Source organism: Streptomyces sp. NPDC057445 (assembly GCF_042802855.1).
Taxonomy (GTDB): Bacteria; Actinomycetota; Actinomycetes; order Streptomycetales; family Streptomycetaceae; genus Streptomyces.
In genome coordinates this window covers 148,880-168,592 of record NZ_JBHVDH010000002.1, presented here as the reverse complement: position 1 = coordinate 168,592, position 19,713 = coordinate 148,880, and the positions used below count along the sequence as shown (strand labels likewise).

The window sequence follows — 19,713 nt, the reverse complement described above, 5'->3', positions numbered from 1 at the left end:
GCCTGGACCCTTCAGCAGAGGTCGGGTGCCGTTCAGCGGTTGAGTGCCGGGATGATCTCCGCGCCGTACGCGTCGATCGTCGCTTCCTTGGCGTCGTGCATGTTGTAGACCGCGAACTGGTCCACACCGAGGTCGCGCAGCGCCTCCAGCTTCTCGATGTGCGCGGAGGCGGGCCCGAGCAGACAGAACCGGTCCACGATCTCGTCGGGCACGAAGTCCGTGGACGGATTGCCCGTGCGTCCGTGGTGGCTGTAGTCGTAGCCGTGCCGCTCCTTGATGTACGCGGTCAGCGCCTCCGGCACCATGTCCGAGTGCTCGCCGTAGCGGGCGACGAGATCCGCGACATGGTTGCCGACCATTCCGCCGAACCAGCGGCACTGCTCGCGTGCATGCGCCAGATCGTCGCTGACGTACGCGGGGGCCGCGACACAGATCGTGACCGCGTCCGGGTCGCGCCCGGCGTCCGCCGCCGCCTGGCGCACGGCCTTCACCATCCACTCGGTGAGGTAGGGGTCCGCGAGCTGCAGGATGAATCCGTCGGCCTTCTCCCCTGCCAGCGCCAGCGCCTTCGGACCGTACGCCGCCATCCATACCGGGAGCTTTCCGTCCCGCACCCAGGGCAGCCGCAGCGTCTGGCCGTCGACGACGGCCTCCCGGCCCTCGGCGAGGTCGCGGATGACGGGGATCGCCTCCCCCAGCCGCGCCAGGGTGTTGGGTCTGCGGCCGGCGACGCGCATCGCGGAGTCACCGCGTCCGATTCCGCAGACGGTGCGGTTGCCGTACATGTCGTTGAGCGTGGCGAAGGTGGAGGCGGTGACTTCCCAGGTCCTCGTCCCGGGGTTGGTCACCATGGGGCCGACGTGCATCTTCTGTGTGTGTTCGAGGATCTGGCTGTAGATGACGAATGGTTCCTGCCAGAGCACCGCCGAGTCGAAGGTCCAGCCGTAGCGGAAGCCGTTGCGCTCCGCGCGGCGCATGAGGCCGACGACTTCCGATGCGGGCGGATCGGTCTGCAGGACGAGTCCGAAGTCCACGGGGCGACCTCCCGGTCGGTGTGCTGACTAGTTCAGGTACTGACAGGCGGACCGGGGGGTGTACACACCGTGGCCGGCCCGGCCCGTGAACGCCCTTCGGTCGATGACGGTCCGGCCGCGCGAGAGCACGGTCTCCACCTGGCCGGTGACCCGCTTCCCCTCGTACGCCGAGTAGTCGACGTTCATGTGGTGGGTCTCGGCCGAGATGGTCTGCTCGGTGTGCGGGTCGTAGATGACGACGTCCGCGTCGGCGCCGGGCGCGATCGTGCCCTTCTTCGGGTAGAGGCCGAACATCCGCGCGGGGGCCGCACAGGCGATCTCGATCCAGCGCCGGCGCGAGATGTGCCCGTCGAGCACCGCCTGATGGAGCAGGTCCATCCGGTGCTCCACGCCGGGCATTCCGTTCGGGATCTTGGAGAAGTCGCCCCGGCCCAGCTCCTTCTGGCCGACGAAGCAGAAAGGGCAGTGGTCGGTGGAGACGACCTGGAGGTCGTTGGTGCGCAGCCCGCGCCAGAGAGCCGCCTGGTGCTCCTTCGGCCTCAGCGGCGTACTGCACACGTACTTGGCGCCCTCGAAGTCAGGCTCTGCGAGATTGTCGGTGGACAGGAACAGATACTGCGGGCAGGTCTCGCCGAAGACGTTGAGCCCCTTGTCACGGGCCGCGATGAGCTCGGCGACGGCCTCCTCGGCCGACACATGGACGACGTAGAGCGGCGCCCCGGCAACGCGGGCGAGCTGGATGGCGCGGTGCGTGGCCTCTGCCTCCAGCAGCGCCTTCCTGACCTCGCCGTGGAACCGGGGGTCGGTCTCGCCACGGGCCAGGGCCTGCTCGACGAGGACGTCGATCGCGATGCCGTTCTCGGCGTGCATCATGATCAGTCCGCCGTTGGCGGTGCCCCGCTGCATGGCGCGCAGGATCTGTCCGTCGTCGCTGTAGAAGACGCCGGGGTAGGCCATGAAGAGCTTGAAGGAGGTGACGCCCTCCTCGACCAGTAGGTCCATCTCCTTGAGCGACGACTCGTTGACGTCGGAGAGGATCATGTGGAAGCCGTAGTCGATGGCGCAGTTGCCGTCGGCCTTGGCGTACCAGGCGTCGAGCCCCTCGCGCAGGCCCTGTCCGACCGACTGCACCGCGAAGTCCACGATGGTGGTGGTGCCGCCCCAGGCGGCGGCGCGGGTGCCGGTCTCGAAGGTGTCGGAGGCGAAGGTGCCGCCGAACGGCAGCTCCATATGGGTGTGGGCGTCGACACCGCCCGGGATCACGTATTTCCCGGTGGCGTCGATGGTGCGATCGGCGGTCCAGCTCTCGGCGACGGTGGTTCCGTGCGTGGCGAGCGCGGCGATCCGGCCGTCCTCGATCAGTACGTCGGCGTGGGTCTCGTCGGTGGCGGTGATGACGAGTCCGCCCCGGATCAGGGTGCGGTTGCTCATGGTTTCGCGGTCTCCTCGCTTCGGTGAACTAGAGGCTGCGCAGGGCCCGTTCGAGGATCGATGCCCCTTCCTCCGCCTCGGCGACGGTCAGGGACAGCGGCGGCGCGATCCGCAGCACGCTGGTGTTGTGCGCACCGCCCTTGCCGATGAGCAGCCCGCCTTCGCGGGCCGCTTCGAGTACGGTCGCGGCGGCCTCCGGGTTCGCCTCGTCCGTACCGGGTTCGACGAGCTCCACGCCGGCCATCAGCCCCCGGCCGCGTACCTCCCGGACGGCGGGGACCGAGGCGCCGATCGCACGGAGCCTCTCCATCAGCAGGCCGCCGACCCGCCGGGCGTTGCCCTGAAGATCGTGCTCGAGGAGGTACGAGAGGTTGGCGAGGCCTGCAGCCATCGTGACGGGAGAACCGCCGAAGGTGGAGATCGAGTTGGCGTCGATGCAGTTCATGACCTCGGCCCGGGCGACGACACCGCCGATGGACATGCCGTTGCCGATGCCCTTGGCGAAGGTGAGGATGTCCGGCGGACCGTTCTCGGCGTGGGCCTGCCAGCCCCAGAAGTGGTCGCCGGTCCTGCCCCAGCCGGTCTGCACCTCGTCGGAGATCCACAGGATGCCGTGCCGGTCGAGGACTTCACGGAACGCGGCGTACAGCCCGTCCGGCGGCGACGTGAAGCCACCGACTCCCTGGATGGGCTCGGCGATCAGCGCGGCGACGTCATGGGTGTGGCCGAGCAGATCCTCCAGGTCGGCGACGCAGGCCTCGATGAACTGGGCGTCCGAGAGCTGGGCGTACGGCCCCCGGCTGCGGACGCCGCCGTGCACGTACAGCGTCTGCACCGGGGAGAGGCCGGTCGGCGACCAGGCGCGGTTGCCGGTGATGGAGACGGCCGAGAACGAGCGGCCGTGGTAGCTGTTGCGCATCGCGAGGATCTGGCCGGACCTGCGGTACGTCGTGGCCAGCAGCAGGGCCGTGTCGTTGGCCTCGGTGCCCGAGGTGGTGAAGAAGACCCGTGCGTCGGGAATGCCGGAGAGCGCCGCGACGCGCTCGGCGAGCTCGACCATGGGGCGGTTGAGATACAGCGTGGAGTTGTGGATGATCCGCCCGGCCTGCTCGCTCACCGCCTTGGTGACCTCGGGGAGGGCGTGGGCGGTCATGGTGGTGAGGATGCCGCCGAAGAAGTCGAGGTAGCGGTTGCCGTCCGCGTCCCAGACGTACCGTCCCTCGCCGTGGGTGATCTCGATGGGCTTGCGGTAGTAGAGGGCCACCCAGTCGGGAATGACGGACCGGTGCCGGTCGTGCAGTGCCTGGTGCGCATCCGAGGGAGGGAAGGGATTCATGGCCGCACCAGCCCGTCGTAGGCGTCGGGCCTGCGGTCGCGGTAGAACGCCCACTGCTGCCGGACCTCGTCGATGAGGTCGAAGTCGAGGTCCCTGACGATCAGTTCCTCCTGCTTGTCACTGGCGAGGTCGCCGACGAACTGGCCGCGCGGGTCGACGAAGTAGCTGGTGCCGTAGAAGTCGTTGTCGCCGTACTCCTCCTGGCCGACGCGGTTGATCGCGGCGATGAAGTACTCGTTGGCGACGGCGGCGGCGGGCTGCTCCAGCTGCCAGAGGTAGGAGGAGAGCCCGCGGTGGGTGGCCGACGGGTTGTAGACCAACTGTGCTCCGTTGAGCCCGAGTTGACGCCAGCCCTCCGGGAAGTGGCGGTCGTAGCAGATGTAGACGCCGACCTTGCCGACGGCGGTGTCGAAGACGGGCCAGCCGAGGTTGCCCGGCTTGAAGTAGAACTTCTCCCAGAACCCCTTCACCTGCGGGATGTGGTGCTTGCGGTACTTGCCGAGAAAGGTGCCGTCGGCGTCGATGACCGCCGCGGTGTTGTAGTAGAAGCCCGAGCCCTCGACCTCGAAGACGGGGACGACGATCACCATGCCGGTCTCGCGGGCGAGCTCCCGCATCCGCAGGACCGTGGGACCGTCCGGGACCGGCTCGGCCCAGCGGTAGTGCTCCGGGTCCTGGACCTGGCAGAAGTACGGGGCGTTGAAGACTTCCTGGAATCCGATGACCTTCGCGCCCTGCCTGGCCGCCTCGCGGGCGTGCTCCTCGTGCTTGGCGATCATCGACTCGGTGTCGCCGGTCCAGGTCGCCTGGACGAGTGCGGCGCGTACGACATTGGTCATGAGCTGCTCCTTCGACAGGACGTCAGAGAGCCTCTACGCACGTAGACACGATGCGTAGGAGGAGAACGTAAGCCCCGTCACACACTGGGGCAAGACCATCGTCGTCAACCCGCAGTGTCGATCATGTTTCGCACCCTAGCGGTCGACAAACAGCGTATACCGTACTTTTTCAACCGCTGATGAACCCCGCAACACGCAGGGCATGGACCAGGTCGCGCTCCCGCTCGCGTGACGCGGCGCGGGCCGCGGAGAGCAGTTGCGGGACGAGCCTTCGCGGGTCAGGGGCGGCGATGCGCGCAGCCTCCTCTGCGGTGCGGACCTGCACGAACGCGGTGAGCAGCGCGCTGGACTCGCTCCGGCCGCCCGCCTCGTCGAGCGCCAGCACGGCGTCCGCGATCTCTGCGGCGGGGCGCGCGACGCCCTGACGCAGCAGATGCCCGCAGTCGTCGGTACGGCCGGCCGCCGCGAGTGCACCCGCGGCGGCGGCGAGCTGTCCCGGCGGCAGCGAGGCGGCTTCCCAGAGCAGAGTCGCCCAGTCGGCACCGAGACCGGCGCGGTGGAGCTCCGCCGCCAGCACCGGCAGCCAGGCCGCGGGACGCAGGGCAGCCTCGCACAGCACCGCGTGCGCCTCGCCGCTGTGCCCCTCGGCGCGCAGCCTCCCGAGCGTGGCGACGGTCTCGACGGCGGCGCGCTCCGCCTGCGCGTCCTCTTCGGCCTGCCGCGCGGGCGCGGACGGCGGGGACCCGTCACCCGTGCCGGCACCCGCCCCGGCGCGGCCGAAGCGCGCCCCGCGCGGGCCTGCGTCACCGACGGGGAGCACGGGTACGCCGACGGCGTCGTCCACCCCGGTGTCGGCCCACGCGTAGCGGGCACCCCGCGACCGCCGCTTCCCGCCCGATCGGGCCGCCCGGCCCCTGCGGGACGGCGGAGAGTCCTCGGCCCTCGCCGCCGGCCCCGCCGCAGGCTCGCGGTCGGCCACGCCCTCGTCCGCCTCCGGACGGAACCACCCTTCCGTCAGCGCCGGTTCGGGCCCGGCCTGAGGGGCGGCCGCCGGATCCATCCGCTCCGCCGGGGCCGGGGCCGGTCGGCCCGCGCCGTCCGCCGGTGCGGGGACGGACGGCGGATGCCACGGGGCGTCCGCGACCCGGGCCCGCCCGGACCCGGACGTCCCCGTGTCCGGCGGCAGGGCGGCGAGGCGGGCGGCCAGTTCGGCGCAGCGGGCGGTCGCCCGGGTGTGGTCGTCGTTGGTCCAGGACAGATCGTCGGCCAGGCGCCGGTACTCAGGGGTGTCCTCGGGCAGGGCGGTCAGCTGCTGCAGCAGCTCCTGGCCACGGCCGGCCGCGTAGACCTGTTCGCGGCGCATCAGCTCCAGGCGTTCCTGAAGAGCCCGACGACCGCCCGGTCGGCCGTCGTGCGCGACCGCGGCGGCGGAGTGGAGCAGACGGGCTCGCGCGGTCTCGCTCCGGCCCGCGGCGAGGTCGTGGAGCAGCGACTCCACCACGTCCCAGGGCGGGATCTCCGCGCCCTGGAGACAGGCGAACAGCCCGTCGGGGTCACGCTGCCGGAAGACTCCGTACCAGCCTCGGTCCCGGTCGAGACGCTCGGTCAGTTCTCTCAGATACTGCGCGAACACCCCTACGTCAACGGGGAGTTGATGCACGACCATCTCCGCCCGCCCCTTTGCCTCCGGTTGGGAGGCATTCGACCTCAGTCGTGTTACGGGACGGCTACGCGGAGTTTTCGCGGACGGAGCGGATAGCTCAACGTGTCCGGAGCGTCACCGCGATGCCCGTGTGCGGGCGCTTGCCGAGCCTCACGGCCGCGGCGGGCAGGTCGACGAGCCAGAACTGCCAGGTGTACTTGCGGGCAAGGAGCCTTCGAACCTTCTTCATGTCGGCGTCGCCGAGCAGTCGCGCCGCCCCCTCAACAGAGGGCGCACCCTCCGCGACGCGGCCGCGCACGTCGCACGCGGTCACGGTGACACGGCTGTCCCTGCGCAGCCGCTTGACCTTCCATGAGTCGGAGCGGGTCCAGACGTACAGTTCCCCGCCGTCGACGGCGAACCACACGGGTGTCGCGACACCCGTCCCGTCCTTCCGGAAGGTGGTGAGGCTGATGTATTTCGCCCGGTCGAGCTCCTTGAGGTCCACGGGCGCGAGACTACGCCTCGCCACGTCACGCCGGAATCGTAGGCAGCCCCGGGAGCGGTGAACGACGAGAGCGCGGCCGCACACGTCACGGCCGGGCGACTACACCGGCACGAGCGCGCAGCGGGTGACGAGTTCGTCCATGGAGAGGCCGAGCGTCCCGGCCAGCGCCGCGACGGTGAAGAAGGCGGGGGTCGGGGCGCGCCCCGTCTCGATCTTGCGCAGCGTCTCCGCGGAGAGCCCGGCGGCCGCGGCGACGTCCACCATGCTCCGTGAGCCGCGCGCCTCGCGGAGCAACCGGCCGAGCCGCTCGCCGCGTTCGCGCTCTTCGGGGGTCAGGGGGGTTCGAACCATGCCGTCATTCTAATACCGCTTCGACCGGTATAGTAATTGGCATGGTGGAGATCAAGACAGATGCCGCCCTGGATGCCATGCGCGCTGCGGGCCGGGTCGTTGCCCGGACCCTCGCCGCGGTCCGGGAGGCGGCGGCCGTGGGTGTCACACTCGGCGCCCTGGACGAGACCGCCCGCGCGGTACTGCGCGAGGCGGGCGCGGACTCGCCGTTCTTCGGCTACCGCCCCGAATGGGCCCCCACGCCCTTCCCCGCCGTCATCTGCGCGTCCGTCAACGACGCGATCGTGCACGGCGTCCCGGACGGCTACCGGCTGCGCGACGGCGACCTCCTCAGCGTCGACTGCGGCGCGGTTCTGGACGGATGGGTCGGCGACTCGGCCGTCAGCTTCCCCGTCGGCCGCCCCACGCCCGAGGACGTCCGCCTCGTCGACACGGCGTACGAGGCCCTCGACGCGGGCATCGCCGCGGCGGTCGTCGGCAACCGCATCGGGGACATCGCGCACGCGATCGGCCGGGTGTGCCGCTCCGCGGGCTACGGCATCCCGTCCGGCTACGGCGGCCACGGCGTGGGCCGCACGATGCACGAGGACCCGGGCGTGCCCAACGAGGGCCGCCCGGGCCGCGGCATGCCGCTACGACACGGGATGGTGCTCGCGATCGAACCGATGCTCATCGGAGGCGGTGGCGACGGTTACTTCACGGCACGCGACGGCTGGACGCTCCGTACGTCGGACGGCTCCCGTGCGTCGCACGCGGAACACACGGTGGCGATCACGGACGAGGGCCCTCGCATCCTCACCGCACCCTGAACGCGCCGCTCCGTGAACGCGATGCTCACGGGCGGATGTCGTCACAGGCGATGGGCAGATGCCGGGGGCCGCGCAGGACCGCGTTCTGCCGGTACTCGGGCGGATCCTCGAGCAGACGGGGATTCACCAGCCTGCGCGCCAGTTCGCTCAGCGCGAGCTGCGCCTCCAGCCTCGCGACCGGCGCGCCGAAACAGCTGTGGATGCCGCTGCCGAAGCCCAGGTGCTCGATGTCCTCGCGGTCCGGGTCGAACCGCTCGGGATCCGTGAAACGCTGCGGGTCGCGGTTGCCCGCGGCGACGACGAGCCACAGCGACGCGCCCTTGGGGATGGTGACGCCGGCGATCTCGATGTCCGCGAGCGTGGTGCGGTTCGGCAGCAGTTGCACCGGCGGCTCGAAGCGCAGCAGTTCCTCGACGATGGGAACCGCCAGCTTCGGATCCTCGCGCAGCCGCTGGAGCTGGTCCGGGTTGCGCAAGAGGGTCAGCATCCCGTTGGTGATCAGGTTGACCGTGGTCTCATGGCCGGCGATCAGCAGCAGGGCCGAGGTGCTCAGCAGCTCCATGGTCGACATGGATCCGTCCGGCCCTTGGAGCGTGGCCAGTTCGGAGAGCATGTCGTCACCGGGGTTCTTGCGGCGTTCCTCGATGAGGCCTGCCAGATACATGCCGAGTTCCGTACGGGCCTGCTGAGTGATCTTGTTCCGCTCGGTCTGGTCCTGCCCCGGCATCGGGTCCAGGCTGGCGGCCAGGGTGTCCGCCCAGGTGTGGAAGCGCGACTCGTCCTCGCGCGGCACACCGAGCAGCCGGCAGATCACGGTCACCGGGAACGGGTACGAGAACTGCTCCACCAGGTCGATCCGGTCCGTGTTCCCGATGCCCTCGATCAGCCCGGAGACGATCTCCTCCAGTTCGCCGCGCATCTCGTGGACGCGGCGCGGCTTGTGGGGCGGCCCGAAGGAGGTGTTCGTCATACGGCGCAGCCGGTCGTGCTCCGGGGGGTCGAGCCGGATGAAGCTCGGCGGCAGGCCCGAATCATCCTGCGGGTCGAACCCGGGTCCCCCGGTCACGGTCAGATTGTGCGGGTCGGAGCTGACCCGCGGGTCGTGCAGCAGGCTCAGGATCTCCCAGTAGGTGCTCACGACGTACGCGCCGTCCCCCTCGTCGAGCACCGGGGTCTTGCGGAGCTCCGCGTACAGGGGATACGGGTTCGGACGGTTGCCGTACTCGAGGATCTGGCGCAGGAGATTGCCTTGGGTCATGACGAGTTCCTTGGGGGTCGCGCGCGGATCAGTGCCGGCCGGGGGTGAAGGTGAGCCGCCGGTCCGCCGGTGAATAGCCACTGAGGGTCACGGTCGGGCCATGCGTGGGCACCGACGGGTCGGGGAAGTCGGCGGACACCGGCCGCGCTCCCTCGGGACGGCGGTCCACGGTCGGGAACTGCGGCGGGAACGGCGCGGTCGTCTCGATCAGCTGCTGGTAGAACGGCAGCCACCGTGCCTCGTCGAAGGTGACGGCGCCGATCACGCGGTCCTGGAACCCGTACACGGCGGCGAATCTGCGTTCGGTGAGCGACCCCTGAGTGACGATGATCTCCGTGCCCATGGACGGCACTCCGACCGACTTGATGTTCACGCCGAACTGGGAGGACCAGAAGGCCGGAACCCACATGTGGGGGCGGCGGTCCACACTGTCGCAGAGCATGTTGTGCGCCGCGGTCTCGGCCTGGACGACGGCGTTGCCCCAGTGCTCCAGGGACAGGAACTGGTAGTTGAACAGCGGGTGCGGGGAGCGTGCCACGTCACCGGCCACAAAGATGTCGTCGGTGACGATGCCACGGATGTCGAAGGCCCGGCAGCCGGCGTCGCAGGCGATGCCACGGGGGCCCGCGCCCAGGCCGGAGCCGGCGAGCCATTCCGTATTGCGCGTCGCGCCGAGCGACACGACGACGACATCGGTCTCCACGCTGGAGCCGTCGGAGAGATGGGCGGCGCGCACCCGGCCCGCCGAGTCGCCCTCGAGACCGGTCACCATGACGCCGGTGCGCAGGTCCACGCCGTTCTCGCGCTGCATCTGGGCGGCGACCTCACCGACGACGCCGCCGAGCGCGCCCACCAGGGGTGCGGCGCCGCGTTCCGCGAGGGTGACCTCGATCTCCCGCTCGCGGCAGGCGGAGGCGATCTCCGAGCCGGTGAACCCGGCGCCGATCACGAAGACCCGGCGGGGGCCGTCCGCAAGCCGCTTCTGCAGCGCGGTGGCGTCGTCGCGGGTGCGCAGGACGAACACCCCGTCGAGCTCGGCCTCCCGCTCGTGCGGCCACGGCCGTGCGCGTACGCCGGTGGCGATCAGCAGCCGGTCGTACTCCACCTCGTCGCCGTCGGCGAGCCGTACCCGCTTGGCGGCCATGTCGAGCCCGGAGGCGGGGACCCCGAGCCGCCACTCGGCGTCCAGGGCGCGCCGCCGGGGCAGGGCGGTGTGGTCGGCGGTGGCCTTGCCCAGCAGGACGCCCTTGGACAGCGGGGGCCGGTCGTACGGCTCGTAGGGCTCGTCGCCGATCATCGTGAGCGTCCCGGCGAAGCCCTCGTCCCTCAGGGTCTCCGCGCCTCTGAGGCCGGCCAGGGAGGCACCCACGACGACGATGCGGCCCTCGTGCTTGAGCCGGTCGAGGTATCCGTCAACGGCCATGATGGGACGCCTCCCCCGGCGTCACGGTCTCGTCGGACCGGTCCATGAGGATGGCCTGCACGGGGCAGGCCGCCACGGCCTGCCTCACCTCGTCCCGGTGTGCCTCGTCGGCCCGGGGGTTGTACAGCAGCGCTTCTTCGCCGTGCATTTCGAACACGTCCGGTGCGAGGAACGCGCACTGCGCATAGCCCTGGCATCGGTTGAGATCGACGACAAGTCTCACCACGGATTCAGCCCTTCCCGTGACCGGTCACTCTCCGCTACCAGCATGCGGCTGCGGTCGCGGACGCGCTCGTCGGCGCGGGCCGGAGGAGTGACGGCACGGCTCGAGGCGATACCGGCGGCGGCTACGCCACGTCGGCGGCGGGCTCGGGCCGGGACCGCAGACGCACCCTGACCAGATGGACGCTGACGACCACGCACCAGGCCGGGAAGAGCAGTTCCGACCAGGGGAAGGACGACCCTGCGACGAGAAGCACCAGGCCGACCACATATCCGACGACCGCGAGCGGGCGCGGGAACACACCGAGGCGGTGCCCGATGGTCGATGTCGTGAAGATGAAGACGGCGGCCATCCGCATCGCGTAGGTGGTCAGCAGGGTGTACGCGAAATCGCGGCCGAAGGCCGAAGGCTGCTGTTCGTCCAGAATGCTGCCGGCCGCCGCGGCGGCCCCGAACATCGTGGCCACGAAGATCACTCCGCTGCCGAGGAACACCGTGGCGACGAACTTGTCCTCCGCCTCTCCCACCTGGGCGCGCAGGGCGCCCATGAACCACAGGAAGAACAGCCCGGCGAACGGCACGAGTTCCAGTGCCGTTCGCACCGCGCGCCGCTGGTCGGCACCGAGCGCGCTGGTCTGGGCCGCGCCCTCGGGAACGGCCAGCCGCAGCAGGACGATCGCGGCTGCCATCAGCACCGCGAACACGATCCCGGCCAGTCCCGCAGCGCGCGGGGTGCGCAGTCGCTCGTTCGATTCCATGGCTGCTCGCTTTCTGTCCTTACCAGCAAGCAGCCCGACCGCCGCCGTACGCCACCGGGGCCACCCGTGAGGGTGACCCCGGTGGCGTACGGCGCGAAGGCGGTCGCCTACGACGTCAGGACCGGATCAGCGGGTACCGTCCGGCCGCACGACCATCGCAGAGCCGCCACCTCGCCGCACCTTCTCGGCCGCCGCGAGCCACCGCCCGTCCGGCTGTCGCTGTACGCCTGTCGCCGCGCCGATCTCGGGGTTCTGGCGGAACGCGTGGCCCAGCGACTCCAGCTCCGCCCGCAGGGGGCTGTTCCACAGCCCCGGTTCGAGTTCGGTCGTCGCCTGGTTGCGCTGGCTGGCCCGCGGGGCCGCGATCGCGTCCACCAGAGGCAGACCGCGGTCGACCACGCCCGTCAAGGTCTGCAGCACCGTGGTGATGATCGTCGCGCCGCCCGGCGAACCGAGGGCCAGCAGCGGCCGGTCATGGCGGTCGAGGACGATCGTCGGGGAGATGGAGGAGCGGGGGCGCTTGCCCGGACCCGGAAGGTTGGGGTCGTGCACCGCCGGGTCGGCCGGGGCGAAGGAGAAGTCGGTGAGCTCGTTGTTGAGCAGAAAGCCCCGGCCGGGCACGGTGATGCCGCTGCCGCCGGTCGACTCGATGGTCAGCGTGTAGGCGACGACATTGCCCCACCTGTCGGCGACGGTGAGATGCGTCGTGTTCTCGCCCTCGTAGGTCGTCGGCGCCGCCTTCCCCCCGCTCTTGCAGGCCGCCGGTTTCCGCGGGTCGCCGGGAGCCAGCGGGCTCTTGAGCACGGCGTCGTCCCGGATCAGGCACTCCCGCGCGTTCGCGTAGCGCTGGGACAGCAGCTCCCGCACCGGCACGTCCTCGAACGCCGGGTCGCCGACCCACCGCCCGCGGTCCGCGAAGGCGATCCGGCTCGCCTCGATGTACCGGTGCAGATATCCGGCCGCGGAGGCCTCGGAGAGATCCGTCCGCTCGAGGATGTTGAGTGCCTCACCCACGCTCGTACCGCCCGAGGACGCCGGCCCCATGCCGTAGACGTCGAGTCCACGGTACGAGAGCTTCGTCGGCCGGCGCCGCTCGGTCTCGTACGACGCCAGGTCCTGCGTGGTCAGATCACCGGGGCGCACCACCCGCGTGGCGCTGTCCCGGACCCCCGGCTTCCGAACGGTGTTCACTATGTCCTCGGCGATCGGGCCCCGGTACAGCGCCCTCGTCCCCTTGCGCCCGAGCTCCGCGTACGTACGCGCGAGCCCGGGGTTCCTGAACACGGACCCCACCACCGGCAGCTTTCCACCCGGCAGGAACAGCTCGGCGGTGGCCGGGAAGTCCCGGAAACGTGCCTCGTTGGCGCGGGTCTGGGCGCGGAACGTCTCGTCGACGGTGAACCCGTCCTTCGCCAGTCGTTCGGCCGGCTTCAGCAGCTGCCGAAGGGGCCTGCTTCCCCACGCGTCCAGCGCCGCGTCCCAGGTCGCCGGAGTGCCGGGCGTGCCGACGCCGAGACCGCTGGTCATGCCCTCCTCGAAGGGTATGGGCTTGCCGTCCTCCAGGAAGAGGGAGGCGTCCGCAGAGCCGGGCGCCGTCTCGCGCCCGTCGATCGTGTGCACCTTCCGCGACTTTGCGTCGTAGTAGACGAAGAAGCCGCCTCCGCCGATCCCTGCCGAGTAGGGCTCGGTCGCCCCCAGGGCCGCGGCGGTCGCCACGGCGGCGTCCACCGCGTTGCCGCCCTTGCGCAGCACCTCGATGCCGGCGGCGGAGGCGTCCGCGTCGACGCTGGCGACCGCTCCTCCGCGGCCGACGGCCACAGGTACCTTCGCGGGGACGGTCGCGGCCGGGGCAGGCGGTCCTGCCGCACCCACCGAGAGGACGGCCACCGCGATGGCCGGAATCGTGACAAGACGAGCGGTACCACGACGCATCCGTACCTCCAGTCGACGAACGTGCGCGCAGCGTAACGCCACCTCCGGTCCCCCGTCAGGCCTACATCGAACACTGTTCCATCAGGACCGCTAGCATGCGCGCCCATGAATGACGACCTGCGCAACCTCGTACTGGGCGTCGCGGCCGCCGGTATCAGCGCCTCGCTCGGCTGGCTCGCCCGCAACTACCTGTGGCGAAGGGGACTGCGCCGCAAGCAGGCCTTCTTCGGTCTGCCCGGGAACTCCGAGTGCCTGCTCGTGGTCAACCGCGAGGCGGGCAGCGAGGGCGCGGTGCACCGCTTCGACGTGTTCGCGCTGCTCGAGCTCTCCGCGCTCGTCAAGGAGTGCGGGGCGCAGGCCCAGATGATCCAGCACGACGTCGCCCAGCAGGGCTTCGGCGAGCGCACGGAGTTCTGCGTCGGCGGCCCGTACTCGAACCGCAGGATGGCCGCCCATCTCGCCACGCTGCTCCCGGGCGCGAAGATCAACACGGATGTCGAACCGGGTCCGGACCGCGGCGCGTTCCAGATCGGCTCCGAGCACTACCGCCTGGAGTCGGGGACCACCGAGTACGTCCTTCTGGCGCGCCTCACCGCGGGCGAGGGCGGCAGACCCGTCTTCCTGTTCTGCGGCCAGCGGGCGATCACCAACCAGGCGGCCACCCGCTATCTCGCCCGTCACCATGTGAAGCTGGCCCGCAAACACGGATCGAATTCCTTCGTCCTGCTTCTGAAGGTCGTCAACAGCCAGGCGTACGGGCCCGATGTGGTCGAACTGGTGGCCGATGTGACACAGCAGGCCCGGTCCGCCCTCCCGTCGTCCGAAACTCCCGCCGCGCCGTCGGCCAGGGCCTCTCGGGGACGGCACTCACAGGCAGCTTCTTGATTCCGTTGATGAAGTTGGAGACGAGCCGCGTGGGCGGCTCCGCGACGGCGACGAACGGCAGCACATCCCGTGCCTCCTCGTGCAGTACGCGCAGCTGGAGACGTGCGAAGTGCGCCCCGAGACAGACGTGCGGGCCGTCTCCGAACGACACATGGGGGTTCGGGGACCGGGACAGGTCCAGGCGGTACGGGTCGGTGAAGGCCCGTTCGTCGTAGTTGGCGGAGGCGTGGAAGACGACGACCTTGTCGCCTCGGCGCACCTCCTGGCCGCCGACAGCCGTGTCGCAGGTCGCCGTCCGGCGGAACGAGAGCACCGGTGGATGCCGGCGCAGCAGCTCGTCGACGGCGGTGTCGACGCCCACGTCCCCCGCGCGCAGTCGCCGCTGCTCGTCCGGATGTTCGGCGAGCGCCAGGAAGCCGCCCGGCGCGGCGCTGCGGACCGTGTCGTTCCCGGCGACCGTGAGCAGGAAGAAGAACATCTCCAGCTCCCCGTCCGACAGGCCCGGCGCGGCAAGCGCGGTCATGACGTCGTCGGCGGGCACACGACGCTTGTACTCCGCGAGCTCCTGGGCGTAGTCGAACATCTCCCGCAGCATCCCGGGCGAGCGCGGATCGACCGGTTTCCCCTCGCTGTCCAGGACGGGCGGCTCCTCGGGGTCCTGGTACGCGATGACACGTTCGGTCCACCTGAGCAGCAGTCCTCGGTCGCTCTCCGGCACCCCGAGCAGGTCGGCGAGATTGAGCAGGGCGTAGTCGTCGGTGACGGTGGCGACGAGATCGACGACGGGCCCCGAGTCCCGGGCGACCGCGAGCAGCTCCCGGGCACGGGCCCGCGCGGCGGCGGTGAAGCGGTCGATACGGCCGGGTGTGAAGGCGCGGCTCACCAGTCGCCGCAGCCGGCCGTGGTCCGGGGTGGGACCCGCGCGGCCGGGGCGGGCGGAGGAAGCGGGGTCCTGATTGAGCATCATGCGGCGGATGAACGGCAGATCGGCCGGATCCGGATCCCGGATCTGGGTCGCACCGAGCCAGGACGAGAAGGTCCCGGCGTCCTTGAGCACCCGTACGACGTCGGCGTGCCGGGTGACCGCCCAGAAGCCGGGGCCCGCGGGCCAGCCCAGCACCTCGTACTCGTCCTGCCAGGCCACGGGATGGTGGGCGCGCAGCACCCGGAACGCGTCATGCGGAAGCCCGGCGGCATAGATCCGCGGGTCGAAGACGTCGGGGACGGGTGGCGTGTCCGGTCTGCGCGCACTCGCGCCCCTGAGACTGCTCATCCGTCGGCCCGCAGGAAGTCCTCGACGGTACGGATCAGCTGGAGCGGGCTCTCGTCCATGGCGTAGTGCCCGGCCGCGGGCAGTTCGGCCAGTTCACCCTGTGCGTACCAGCGCAGCCAGGTGTCCCGCATCAGGCCCGAACCGAGAGCGGGGTCGAGTGCACCGACGACGGCGAGCGCCGGGACGGTCGTACCGACGACGTCACCGTGGAAGTCCTCGACCGCCCAGGAGTCGAGCCAGGCCCGGAACGCCTTGGGGTCGCTGCGGCGCAGCGAACGCTGCACCATGCGGTCGAGCCAGGCGGCGGGCCGTACGGAGCCGGTGGTGATGTCGATGATGGCGCGGCGGTTCGCCGGACGGTCGGCCGCGTCGGCGAACAGGGCCCACTGGTCCGGGGGCATCGGCAGTCCCCCGGCCGGCACCGGTGAGATGCCGACCAGCCGCCGCACCTTCTCCGGCGCGAGGGCCGTCACCCGCTGGACGACGGACCCGCCCATGGAGTGGCCGATGAGCGAGAAGCGGTCCCAGCCGAGCTGCCCGGCAAGTGCGAGCACGTCGGCAGCGCCCTCACCGGTGGTGTAGGCACCGGGCGTGCCCTTCGCCTCGCCGTAGCCGCGCAGATCGACAAAGGCATAGGTGAACGCGGCCAGGTCGAGATCGGGGAGCAGGGGTGCGTAGGCGTCGCGGTCGGCGAACCAGCCGTGCACGGCGATGACGCGGTGCGGTCCTTCACCGAGCAGCGTGTGCGGGAGCTGATAAGGGGTCACGACTTCTCCGTTCGCGGGCGGCGGAGTACAAAACTGCGTTGGTACGCCACCACCGTGGCCTGCTCCTCACGGAATCACCAGGGTGCAGAACCGGCGCACTGTCGGACACCGCACATCCGCAACAGCGGAAATGCCCGGCATTTACGCAACCTTCCCGTTTCCTTGGCGCTCTCTACCGGCGGAAGAGAGCGCAACGGAGGTTTTCGAATTGAGCCGCAGCCGCAACAGCAGCCGCGTCCGGGTACGCGTACGCCCGCGCAGCATCACCCGCACCGCCGCGTCCGTCGGTGCCGCGGCCCTCGCGGTCGCCCTCACCGGGTGTTCCGGCGTCACCCCGACCGACGACAAGGGTGAGGACGGCGGCAAGCGGCCGACCCGCATCACGGTGAATCTGCAGGGCGAGCAGGCCAGGGCGGGCGAGCCCGTGAAGGTGACGCTCGCGGCGGGGAAGCTGGAGGAGGTCACCGTCATCGATTCCAGGGGCGGCCGGCTTTCCGGGGCGGTGTCCGCGGACGGCCGCAGCTGGACCTCGGCCCGCAAGGCCGCCCCGGGTACGGCGTACTCCGTGCAGGCACGGGACGACATGGGCGGGACGGCGACAGCGCGGTTCGCCACGGCCGCTCCGGACGAGGTCAACAAGCTGGCCCTGACCCCCGGAAAGAACTCCACGGTCGGGATCGCCCAGCCGCTGTCGCTCGTCTTCGACCATCCGGTGACGAACAAGGCGGAGGTCGAGAAGCACCTGGAGGTGACCACCTCGGACGGCACAGAGGGCTCGTGGGGCTGGATGGAGGACTGGTCCGGCAGGTCCCGCGTCGACTGGCGGCCGAAGGCCTACTGGAAGCCGGGCACCAAGGTCACTCTGAACGCCGAACTGAACGGCGTCGATTCGGGCGGCGGCTGGTTCGTCCGCGACTACGCCACCGGCTTCACGGTCGGCAGGAAGCAGCTGGTGAAGGTCGACCTCGACCACCACCGGCTGACGCTGTACCGCGACGGAGTGCAGGTCAGGGATGTCCCGGTGTCGGCGGGGACCCCGGGCGGCGAGAAGGCCTCATGGCGCGGCACGGCAGTGCTGATGGCCAAGGAGGGCACGATCAACATGCGGTCCGAGACCGTAGGTCTCGGTGACGCGTACGACAAGATGGTCGACCACTCGATGCGACTGACCTGGTCGGGGATGTACGCGCACGCCGCGCCCTGGAACGCCGCCTACTTCGGGAGCGCGAACCGCAGTTCGGGCTGCGTCGGAATGAGCGACACGGACGCGACGGCGGTCTATGACGCGGTGCAGCCCGGAGACCCCTTCGAGATCACCGGCGATGACGCGAAGGGCACGATCGCCCTCAACAACGGCTACGGCGAATGGAACGTCAGCTGGACCGACTGGCGGGCGAGGAGCGCACTGAGGTCGGCTGCCGATGTGTCACCCGCCGTTCCCCCACGGCCCCCTCGCTGACATGGCGTTCAACAATCGTTACCGTCACGTAACTTACCGACCAGTTACTTCAGGTAAGCGTTGCCGGTTACCGTCGGGTCACCTTGGGACTGGCACGAGTCAGGAGTGACCGATGGGACACCCCCGTAAAGCCCTGCGCACCTCGACGACCGGGACCGTCACGGCGGCCCTGCTGGCCGGGGCGGCTTTCGGGCTGGCTCCGGCCGCTCCGGCGGCTGCCGACGCCCACCCCGGTATACGCTTCGTGGACATCCACGGCGACGGCGGCACCGTACTCAAGGCCAATGTCGTCACCCCGGCGGACGCCGACGGCTCACGCACCTACCCCGCGATCGTGCTGCCCACCAGCTGGGCAACGCCGCAGGTCGAGTACCTCGCCCAGGCCAGAAAGCTCGCCGACTCCGGCTATGTCGTGGTCACTTACAACGTGCGCGGCTTCTGGCAGTCCGGCGGCGAGATCGAGGTGGCGGGGCCGCCGGACATCGCCGACGCGTCGAAGGTCATCGACTGGACGCTCGCGAACACCCCTGCGGACCCGTCCAAGGTCGGCATGGCGGGTATGTCGTACGCCGCCGGGATCAGCCTGCTCGCCGCCGCGCACGACGCGCGGATCAAGGCGGTCGCGGCGCTCAGCGGCTGGGCCGACCTCACCGACTCCATCTACAGCGGCCGTACCCAGCACCTCCAGGCCACCGCCTTCCTCGTCGGCGCTGGCTATCTCACCGGCCGGCCCGGCCCCGAACTCCAGCAGTTCACCAAGGACTTCTGGGGTTCGAACCTGGCCAAGGAGGACGAGATGATCGCCTGGGGGAAGAAGCGCTCCCCCGCCCGCTACGTCGACCGGATCAACCGCAACGGCGCCGCCGTGATGCTCGGCAACGCCTGGGGCGACACCATCTTCCCGCCGAATCAGTACGCCGAGTTCTACGAGCGGCTCACCGTCCCCAAGCGGCTCGAGTTCCGCCCCGGCGACCACGCCACCGCCGAGGGCACCGGGCTGCTCGGACTGCCCAACGACACCTGGACCAGCACGCACCGCTGGTTCGACCACTACCTCAAGGGCGCCGACAACGGCGTGGACCGCGAGCAGCCCGTCCGGATCAAATCCCGCTCCAGCGGCGGCTACGAGACCTACCCGGACTGGAAGTCGGTGGGCGCGGACTCCCGCACGTTCGCACTCGGCGGCACGAAGAAGATCCATGCGAACATCGACTCGGGCGCCAACGGCGGCATCGTGTTGCTCTCCAGCGCGCTCGACCAGTTCCTGAAGCTCCCCCCGATCGCATCGATCCCCCTGCTGCCGCGCCGGTTCGCCGCCGTCTGGCAGTCCGAGCGGAGCGACTCGGAGCAGCGGGTCAGAGGGACGGCGAAGCTGCACACCACGGTCACCAGCAACAAGGAGAGCGGCACCCTCGTCGCCTATCTCTACGACGTGGGCCCGCTCGGCTTCGGCAAGCTGGTCAGCACCGCGCCCTACACCTTCCACGGCACGACCCCGGGCCGGCCGTTCGCCGTGGACCTGGAGCTGTTCTCCACCGCCTACGACGTGCCGGCCGGCCATCGGCTCGCCCTGGTCGTCGACACCGTCGACCCGCTCTACATCGAGCACAACCCGTCCGGCGCACAGCTGACCTTCTCCTCGCCCACCGAGGACCCCTCGTACGTGTCGGTCCCGCTGGGCAAGAAGTGATCTCCGGCTTTCGCCGGAACGGGCTCGCGCTCCTGGCCTACCGCACTCCCCCTGCGCCCCCTGGGGCGTGGGGGGACCCCTGCCCGTAGCACTTGT

At 70.4% G+C, this 19,713-nt stretch carries 17 protein-coding genes and 1 pseudogene; 4 read left to right on the top strand and 14 right to left on the bottom strand.

The genetic code is table 11. The annotated features are described in order from the left end of the window. Nucleotides 1-32: 32 nt before the first annotated feature. The 7 genes from ACFU5O_RS05615 to ACFU5O_RS05585 form a co-directional block, all read right to left on the bottom strand. Nucleotides 33-1,034 (bottom strand): TIGR03842 family LLM class F420-dependent oxidoreductase, encoded by a 1,002-nt coding sequence (locus ACFU5O_RS05615; RefSeq protein ID WP_384236770.1) that lies wholly within the window; start codon nt 1,032-1,034, stop codon nt 33-35. Between the two features lie 27 nt (nt 1,035-1,061). Next, complete coding sequence (hydA, locus tag ACFU5O_RS05610) at nt 1,062-2,465, bottom strand: dihydropyrimidinase (RefSeq protein ID WP_384236768.1); 1,404 nt, start codon at nt 2,463-2,465, stop codon at nt 1,062-1,064. A 28-nt stretch (nt 2,466-2,493) separates the two neighbouring features. Then, nucleotides 2,494-3,801, bottom strand: a complete 1,308-nt coding sequence (locus ACFU5O_RS05605; protein WP_384236766.1) for an aspartate aminotransferase family protein — start codon at nt 3,799-3,801, stop codon at nt 2,494-2,496. Then, nucleotides 3,798-4,640, bottom strand: a complete 843-nt coding sequence (locus ACFU5O_RS05600; RefSeq protein WP_384236764.1) for a nitrilase-related carbon-nitrogen hydrolase — start codon at nt 4,638-4,640, stop codon at nt 3,798-3,800. Before ACFU5O_RS05600 ends, ACFU5O_RS05605 begins: the two co-directional genes overlap by 4 nt. Before the next feature lie 169 nt (nt 4,641-4,809). Beyond that, nucleotides 4,810-6,306: a UL36 very large tegument protein gene (locus ACFU5O_RS05595; RefSeq protein ID WP_384236762.1), complete on the bottom strand. Its 1,497-nt coding sequence runs from the start codon at nt 6,304-6,306 to the stop codon at nt 4,810-4,812. Between the two features lie 94 nt (nt 6,307-6,400). After that, nucleotides 6,401-6,790, bottom strand: coding sequence for a PPOX class F420-dependent oxidoreductase (locus ACFU5O_RS05590; protein ID WP_384236760.1), 390 nt, complete (start codon nt 6,788-6,790; stop codon nt 6,401-6,403). A 99-nt stretch (nt 6,791-6,889) separates the two neighbouring features. After that, nucleotides 6,890-7,141, bottom strand: coding sequence for a helix-turn-helix domain-containing protein (locus tag ACFU5O_RS05585; protein WP_384236758.1), 252 nt, complete (start codon nt 7,139-7,141; stop codon nt 6,890-6,892). Between the two features lie 41 nt (nt 7,142-7,182). Between ACFU5O_RS05585 and map the strand changes: the two genes are divergently transcribed. Then, entirely contained in the window at nt 7,183-7,950 is a 768-nt protein-coding gene (map, locus tag ACFU5O_RS05580; RefSeq protein ID WP_384236756.1) for a type I methionyl aminopeptidase, read from the top strand. Between the two features lie 25 nt (nt 7,951-7,975). On the opposite strand, the gene ACFU5O_RS05575 is transcribed toward map, so the two are convergent. The 5 genes from ACFU5O_RS05575 to ggt all read right to left on the bottom strand — a co-directional run bounded on the left by ACFU5O_RS05575 (nt 7,976) and on the right by ggt (nt 13,543). Beyond that, nucleotides 7,976-9,208 carry a cytochrome P450 gene (locus ACFU5O_RS05575; RefSeq protein WP_384236755.1) on the bottom strand — a complete coding sequence of 411 codons (1,233 nt, stop codon included), beginning with the start codon at nt 9,206-9,208 and terminating at the stop codon, nt 7,976-7,978. Nucleotides 9,209-9,236: 28 nt separating this feature from the next. Continuing rightward, nucleotides 9,237-10,631 carry an NAD(P)/FAD-dependent oxidoreductase gene (locus ACFU5O_RS05570; RefSeq protein WP_384236753.1) on the bottom strand — a complete coding sequence of 465 codons (1,395 nt, stop codon included), beginning with the start codon at nt 10,629-10,631 and terminating at the stop codon, nt 9,237-9,239. Beyond that, a complete protein-coding gene (locus ACFU5O_RS05565) occupies nt 10,621-10,854 on the bottom strand; it encodes a ferredoxin (protein WP_384237746.1) in 234 nt (77 codons plus the stop codon). The genes ACFU5O_RS05570 and ACFU5O_RS05565 overlap by 11 nt, the downstream gene beginning before the upstream one ends. 124 nt (nt 10,855-10,978) lie before the next feature. Next, nucleotides 10,979-11,611 carry a hypothetical protein gene (locus tag ACFU5O_RS05560; protein WP_384236751.1) on the bottom strand — a complete coding sequence of 211 codons (633 nt, stop codon included), beginning with the start codon at nt 11,609-11,611 and terminating at the stop codon, nt 10,979-10,981. A gap of 126 nt (nt 11,612-11,737) precedes the next feature. Continuing rightward, entirely contained in the window at nt 11,738-13,543 is a 1,806-nt protein-coding gene (gene ggt, locus ACFU5O_RS05555; protein WP_384236750.1) for a gamma-glutamyltransferase, read from the bottom strand. Nucleotides 13,544-13,648: 105 nt separating this feature from the next. On the opposite strand from ggt, the gene ACFU5O_RS05550 reads away from it, so the two are divergent. After that, nucleotides 13,649-14,428: a hypothetical protein gene (locus tag ACFU5O_RS05550; RefSeq protein WP_384236747.1), complete on the top strand. Its 780-nt coding sequence runs from the start codon at nt 13,649-13,651 to the stop codon at nt 14,426-14,428. Here ACFU5O_RS05550 and ACFU5O_RS05545 read toward each other — a convergent pair. Then, nucleotides 14,412-15,701, bottom strand: a pseudogene (locus tag ACFU5O_RS05545) (cytochrome P450); the annotation flags it as partial. The gene ACFU5O_RS05550 and the pseudogene ACFU5O_RS05545 sit on opposite strands and share 17 nt — an antisense overlap. Then, nucleotides 15,698-16,468, bottom strand: coding sequence for an alpha/beta fold hydrolase (locus tag ACFU5O_RS05540; protein ID WP_384236744.1), 771 nt, complete (start codon nt 16,466-16,468; stop codon nt 15,698-15,700). The pseudogene ACFU5O_RS05545 and the gene ACFU5O_RS05540, both read right to left, overlap by 4 nt. A 208-nt stretch (nt 16,469-16,676) precedes the next feature. Here ACFU5O_RS05540 and ACFU5O_RS05535 point away from each other — a divergent pair, with 208 nt between their 5' ends. Then, nucleotides 16,677-17,927, top strand: coding sequence for an Ig-like domain-containing protein (locus tag ACFU5O_RS05535; RefSeq protein ID WP_384236742.1), 1,251 nt, complete (start codon nt 16,677-16,679; stop codon nt 17,925-17,927). A gap of 112 nt (nt 17,928-18,039) precedes the next feature. Then, nucleotides 18,040-19,617 carry a CocE/NonD family hydrolase gene (locus tag ACFU5O_RS05530; RefSeq protein ID WP_384236739.1) on the top strand — a complete coding sequence of 526 codons (1,578 nt, stop codon included), beginning with the start codon at nt 18,040-18,042 and terminating at the stop codon, nt 19,615-19,617. Nucleotides 19,618-19,713: the final 96 nt, after the last annotated feature.